Annotated in this window: 8 protein-coding genes; 5 read left to right on the top strand and 3 right to left on the bottom strand. The window is 60.0% G+C overall.

Features of this window, described 5'->3' with window-relative positions:
* The coding region (locus EN884_RS21790; RefSeq protein WP_245491964.1) for a serine hydrolase domain-containing protein at positions 1 to 768 on the bottom strand (768 nt) is incomplete at its 3' end.
* Between the two features lie 341 nt (positions 769 to 1,109).
* Here EN884_RS21790 and hisC point away from each other — a divergent pair.
* From hisC to EN884_RS21765, 5 genes are all read left to right on the top strand, one after another.
* A complete protein-coding gene (gene hisC, locus EN884_RS21785; RefSeq protein ID WP_063170702.1) occupies positions 1,110 to 2,225 on the top strand; it encodes a histidinol-phosphate transaminase in 1,116 nt (371 codons plus the stop codon).
* A 93-nt stretch (positions 2,226 to 2,318) separates the two neighbouring features.
* Entirely contained in the window at positions 2,319 to 3,014 is a 696-nt protein-coding gene (locus EN884_RS21780; RefSeq protein WP_164895097.1) for a helix-turn-helix domain-containing protein, read from the top strand.
* Between the two features lie 55 nt (positions 3,015 to 3,069).
* Positions 3,070 to 3,807, top strand: a complete 738-nt coding sequence (locus EN884_RS21775) for a LuxR family transcriptional regulator (RefSeq protein ID WP_063170704.1) — start codon at positions 3,070 to 3,072, stop codon at positions 3,805 to 3,807.
* A gap of 74 nt (positions 3,808 to 3,881) precedes the next feature.
* Positions 3,882 to 4,490, top strand: coding sequence for an acyl-homoserine-lactone synthase (locus EN884_RS21770; RefSeq protein WP_063170705.1), 609 nt, complete (start codon positions 3,882 to 3,884; stop codon positions 4,488 to 4,490).
* Positions 4,491 to 4,611: 121 nt separating this feature from the next.
* Positions 4,612 to 5,031, top strand: coding sequence for a LysR family transcriptional regulator (locus EN884_RS21765; protein WP_063170706.1), 420 nt, complete (start codon positions 4,612 to 4,614; stop codon positions 5,029 to 5,031).
* Here the strand turns inward: EN884_RS21765 and EN884_RS21760 are convergent.
* Entirely contained in the window at positions 5,023 to 5,250 is a 228-nt protein-coding gene (locus EN884_RS21760) for a DUF2274 domain-containing protein (RefSeq protein WP_063170707.1), read from the bottom strand. The genes EN884_RS21765 and EN884_RS21760 overlap by 9 nt on opposite strands.
* Positions 5,247 to 6,163: TrbI/VirB10 family protein (locus tag EN884_RS21755; RefSeq protein ID WP_164895096.1), on the bottom strand; the 917-nt coding region annotated here is incomplete at its 5' end. The genes EN884_RS21755 and EN884_RS21760, both read right to left, overlap by 4 nt.

Below are 6,163 nucleotides of genomic sequence, written 5' to 3'. Positions count from 1 at the left end.
TTCATAAGGCCTGGCGAGAACGTTTGGTGCAAACTCTTTCAGATACCAATGCGCATTTCGAACACCCAGCGGTTCGAATATGTTCTTCTGGGTATACGCGGAAAAGCTCTGCTTGCTGATGCACTGGACCGCATAACCTGCCAACGCCACCCCGACATTGCAGTAGCTCCATCGATTGCCTGGCTTGGCTGGGAAAAACGACGTGGTAGGCGAATAGTATGCGCCACCCTCAACAAGATAGTCCTTTAGAAAGCCCTTCAGGCTTTGCGTCGGATCTCCGTCGGTGGCCACGTCCAGATCGTCGTAGCCTTTATCCGAGATACTGGATGTGTGCGTGATCAGCTGATGCGGCGTGATCGGCAAGCTCGGGTGGCGAGGGTTCTTGATCCGAAAGTCGATGAACTTGTTGATGTCATCGTGCAAATCGTAGCCCTTCCGCTCAAACAACTGGACCAGGGCCGTGGCGGTGACCAGTTTGCTGACCGAAGCCAAATGCATTGGCGTGTCCGCGGTCAATTTGCGGTTTTGCGCCAGATCGGCAAACCCGAAGGCCGCGGTGTAGCGCGTCGCGCTGTCTCTGGAGGCGATGGCGACGGCGGCTCCTGAGACCTTGGCGGCCGCCATGCGTGCTGGAAGGGAGGCTTCGAAATCGTGTCGCCAGGCTTCGAACGACTGCCCCTTCTTCTCGTCTGCGGATGCAACGCGCCCCTGGGGAACAAGCAGCCCCGCCAAACCCATCTTGAGCAACGAACGTCGGGTCGAGATCATAATGGATTTCCCTTCCTGGACATTTTCGGATTTGCGGCCTGCGCACGAGGCCTTCGCTGATACGAACCAGGTTGCACGCCTATCCGCCGGCACTCTGGCGACCAAGTCGCCCGGTGCGAATTGTTCCATCCCTTTCCCACACTGCATGTGCCCATCGAAGCCACCTACGATGGTCGGTGCAGTGTCTCAGTGTCCGCCGCTTTGACATTTATTGTTCAGTGGACAATAAAAACATTATGTATATACCTTTGCCGTGTCAACGACATTTTTTGCCCGGATTGGCCTCCTCCCTGGCGGGCGGCAACCGACGCGAATAGCGAGAAAAAGGTGAAGGTAGGATCATGCAGTCATTTCCGAACGACGCCATCTGCCCTCGGCAGGAAATCGCCTCTCTTCCCGTTTACAACGCTGGAATATCGGCAGTTGCCGCGCGGCGGGTCAGTGGCCTGCAAGACATTGCGGCATTGGCAAGCAACGAGAATCCTTACGGTTCATCGCCGGCAGTGTCCGCCGCCCTGGCATCACTTGTCCCATCGCGCTACAGCGACCCGGCGTCGGCTGCGCTGCGGCACGTGCTTTCGGAAAAGCTCGGCACCTCCTCTGATCAGATCGTCTGCGGCAATGGGTCGGAGGAGTTGATTGCAGCACTTTGCCGCGCGTATCTGCAAAAGGGTGATTCGGTCTTGACCGTCTCACCGTGCTTCGGCTTGCACGAGATCGAGCCCATGGCGGCCGGTGCACAAGTGCTCAAGGTGCCGATGACACCAGCACTCGATTATGACGTGGACGGGTTGGCGGATGAGCTCACACGCAGACCAAAGATCGTTTTCGTCTCATCGCCTTCCAATCCGGTGGGGCGGGCCTTGTCGCGCAGGGCACTCGACCGGCTGCTTGACGCGGTGCATCCCACGACATTGTTCGTGTTGGATGAAGCCTATTTCGAGATGATCGACTCCAGCTATCCGGATGGCCTGCAGGTGCTGAGCGGTCGCTCGGATCTTTCCTGGGTTGTGCTACGCACCTTCTCCAAGGCCTATGGTCTCGCTGGCTTGCGTGCGGGCTACGGCATCGCCTCGGATGAAGGCATTGCCAGGGTGATGCGTTCATGCATGACCCCGTTCAACGTCAACGCGGCCGCGCAGGCTGCCGCCATTGCCGCGCTCCAGGACGAAGCATGGATGCTGCAGACCACGGCCAAGATACGGCACGACCGAAACATCCTCGCCGATCGCCTGGCCGGATTGGGTGTCCGCGTTGTCCCGTCCCAGACCAACTTCCTGTTCCTCGACTTGGCGACCCAAGCTGCCCCTGTGGCTAGCGCCCTGATCAAAAAAGGCATAGTCGTCAAGCCATGGATGGAGGCCGGCTATCGTCACTTTCTGCGGGTGAGCATCGGGACAGCAGGGGACAATGAACGATTTGCGACAGAACTCGGGCACATCCTCGGCCTCGCATAGTGGCGACGGAAAGCTGCCTTGAACACACAGTCTTCCACCAAGAAGCGCTCGGTCGGTAGAGCAGGCGCTATCGGCTTGACGCGGGAGCGCGTCGTGGAGGCCGCCATTACCCTGATCGACGACGAAGGAATAGCCGGATTCTCAGTCCGCGCTCTCGCCCGCCGGCTCAACGTCTATCCGGCCGCCCTGTACTGGCATGCGGGCGGCGCCAAGTCGGATCTGCTTGCCGAAATTTCGGGCGCGCTGATTGCAAGCCTGATGACACCCTCTGATCTGCCGGACGATTGGCGCGACACGATCCGGCTTCTATTCCGCCGGTTTCGCGCGCGCGTCCACGAGCACCCCAGGGCCGCCCCCCTGCTCGGTCCGCATATCCGCTCCAACGGCGCGCCGAATGCACCTTGGGTCGAGATCATTCTGACTGCGCTCACCCAAGCCGGATTCGAGGATCAGGCTTTGATCAATGCCTTCAATTCAGTGGTTGGCGCCCTGGAAGGCTATATCACGATGGAACTCGCCGCAGACGGCGCTACCGAAGACTCGGAATGGGTCGAAACATTCAACGCAGGCCTTGATGCGCTTGACCCAGCGCGGTTTCCGTTGGTTACGCGATACCTGCCGCAAATGTACAACCGGTCGTTCGTGATGCGCTGGAAAAGCGGGAACGTCGCCCCGCTCGAGGATGGTTACGACTTCCTGATCGAAACCCTGATCCTGGGACTGGAGGCGCAGGCCAAACCTGGCCGAAACAGGGATAAGGACGCTGGCGAGCAGACCACGGATAGATGACCAGATATACGGGCGCAGCGCGCGTCCCGGCCTAGTACTGGACGCAGGAGTACATATGGCATGGTTTAAACGCATCGACGACACGTACGAGCTTCTGAACAATGTCGGTAAGAGCTCATCTCAACAGGAAATATGCCGACACATCCTTGGTTACGCCGGACGCATTGGCGCGACCAATCTTCTGGCAGGACTAATTCCCCCACCCCAAGCCCTGAAACATGATCAAGCTTCGCATGTCATTCTGCATGCCTGGCCAGAACAATGGTCCGAGCGATATTTTTCAAAGGGCTACCTATATCGCGATCCAACGATTCAACTTGTGAACCGGGGCAGCACGCCCTTCCTCTGGAGCGAGATCGATAACCTATGCAAGGTCTGTCCTTTCGGCCGCCGGATCATGGACGAGGCAACCGACTTCAGATTATGCGAGGGTTTGACAGTCCCGTTTGCCACATTGGATGGGCAGCCGGTCGGGTTTTCCGTCGCGGGAGAAAAGCTGGATCCGGATCCCCACGACCGTCTCGCCTTTCAGTTGGTTGCAGCTTACGCTTTCGGCTGCGCGGCTGTTATCACTGATGCAAAACGCAATATCCGGCCGGCACGTTTATCTCCGAGACAAAGGGACGTTCTGCGCTGGGCAGCGGAAGGCTTGACTGTCGATGAGATCGCTGACCGTCTCGCTGTCAGTCGCAACACGGCAGACACTCACCTGCGGGCGGCGCGCGAGAGGCTCGGAGTAGCAAGCACAGTGCATGCTGTCGCGGAAGCCTTTCGTCACGGTCTGATCGCCTAGCTCACGCAATCGCGTGATGCCGCCTTCTACAGGAAGCGACCATTGGTTGACCTCCAAACTGGAGGATAACCGAGATGCTTCTTGTGGTTACATCGCAGAATTCAGAAGAATATCAGGCGGAGCTGGAACAGGCGTTCCGCCTTCGCCACAAGGTCTTTGTCGAAGAAAAGGGCTGGACGGATCTGCGACGCGCAGATGGTCGTGAAATCGACCGGTTCGACAATGAGCACGCAGTCCACATGCTCTTTACGGCTGAGGAGCGCGTTGTCGGCTACCAGCGCATGCTGCCTTCGACCCGCCCCCACTTGCTCTCGGAGGTCCTGTCGGAGCTTTGCGAAGGCCAACGCCCAGTGGGCGAAAACATCTGGGAATGGACGCGCTACTGCGTCGAGCCGCAGTACCGAGAACGGGGAAGAATGCTGAGCCCGGTGGCGAATGCGCTTTTGTCAGGCATCGTCGAGTGGGGCCTGGACAGAAGCATCGATACGATCATCATCGAGATGAACCCTCTCTGGCTGCTGCGCCTGGTCCAACTGCATTTCAGGGTGACGCCGCTGGGGTTGCCGAAGATCATAGGCGGTGAAGAGACAGTGGCGGTGACGGCGAGCTTCGATGAACGCACACTCGCCCGATTGTATGAAACGCGGAAGGCGAGCCCGCCGACTGGTGCGATTGAGAACTGAACGCTCGCGCCCAAACCGAGCGGGCTTTGAGCAGGTACTTCAATGGGGCAGATAGGCGGGCGACTGGACAGTTCCCGTGCGTGGGTGGGGGCCACAAACAGTTCCAGGTGGAGGAAGCGCCATGCGGCGACGCGTCCAACTCATCACGCTCGAATGCGCACTCATCGTATCCGAGGAAGGCAGTTTCCTCGGCGCCTCCCGACGCATGGGAATCCACCATTCTGCACTGAGCCGGCGCATCCGTAGCCTTGAGCACGCGGTGGGAACAATTCTTTTCGAACGCCACGCAGGCGGAGTCCGACCGACCTTGGCCGGCGCACGACTCTTACGCGATCTTCGCCGCGTTCTGACTGATCTCGACGGCACACTCGCCATGGAGGAAACGGACCGAAGAGAACAGGCCGGCATGCTGCCGGGCGGCTTTGAAATGGCGGTGCATGCTACCGAGCTTCTCGATGCGGTTGCCGACTTCATTCGCAGCAGGCCCGACGTCGCCCTGCGTTTCGTGGAAACGAAGCGCGCCACGACCCGCTTATCCTGATTTCGTGTCGCGCCGGGCCCGGCTGAACGCGCGGTCCGTCGCCATGAACCGCACCAGCATCGGCGCAATCAGCTTTACGGGATCGGCGATCGTCTGGCCCGTCTCGCTGCCCAGCACTTCGGCGTAGGCGACAAGATCGCGATGAACGGCGGCAGGCAACTCGACCGTAATCTTGACTGGCCGATCATCCGGAATTGCAGAGAGTTTCAGCTTGCTCATGACGGTTCCTTCGGCACGCCGTAAGGCGCCAGGACAAGGTCGCGATTGACGATGACACGGACTGGGAACCCCGGCCGGACGGTGAGTGTCGGCTGGACGTTGAGCTGATTGCGCACGATCTGCTGACCGACATTGGAGGCCGAATCCTGCGCACTCTCGCGGATCGCCTTGGCGAGGTCACCCTCGTCGTCGCTGGAACCAAGCGACGTCCCAACACCGAGTAGGGTCGAGAGTGCGGCGGCCTTGAACAACTGGCCCCAGTGATGGTCGACCTCGTCCTCCAGCCCGGAGAACCCTTGCGCATCCGCGCCCGGCTGGCGCTCCAGCACGATCGAGGTGCCGTCCGGCATGATGAGCCGGTTCCAGACCAGGAGTACGCGAGACTGACCGAAGGCGACCTGGCTGTCATATTGACCAATCAGTTTTGCGCCCTGGGGGATCAGGAGATATACCCCCGATGGGCTGTCGTAGACATTCTCAGTGACCTGAGCGGTGATCTGGCCGGGAAGGTCGGAACGGATGCCGGTAGTGAGAGCGGCGGGTATGACGGTGCCAGCTTGGACGACATAGGGCGAGGCCTTCGCCGCCAGCCGATCGGGACTAACCGTACGGCGGTCCGGTTTGGCGTTGACGAAGTCGAGTTTGCGGTCCTGCGTATCTTGAGTGGAGCCTGCATCAGGCTCCGTCGGTTCGGCCGGCGGCGTCAAATCGGACCTGGTGTCCGCGATGGCGGTTCCAGCGCCGGTACCCTGTCGCGACGGAGCTGTCCGCGCGTTGGTTTCCGTGAAGAGCTTTGCGACGCGCGCGGCCTCGATCTCGGCCAGGCGGCGCTGTTCTTCCGGATCGATGCGAGGCGTGCTGATGTCGGGCGCAATGACGGACCTGCCCTGCTCTTGCGCGCGCAGGATCGGTC

Source organism: Mesorhizobium sp. M7A.F.Ca.AU.001.01.1.1 (assembly GCF_004022735.1).
Classification (GTDB): Bacteria; Pseudomonadota; Alphaproteobacteria; order Rhizobiales; family Rhizobiaceae; genus Mesorhizobium; species Mesorhizobium ciceri.
Note: the sequence above shows the minus strand (reverse complement) of the source record. Positions and strands in the feature narration are given on the sequence as shown.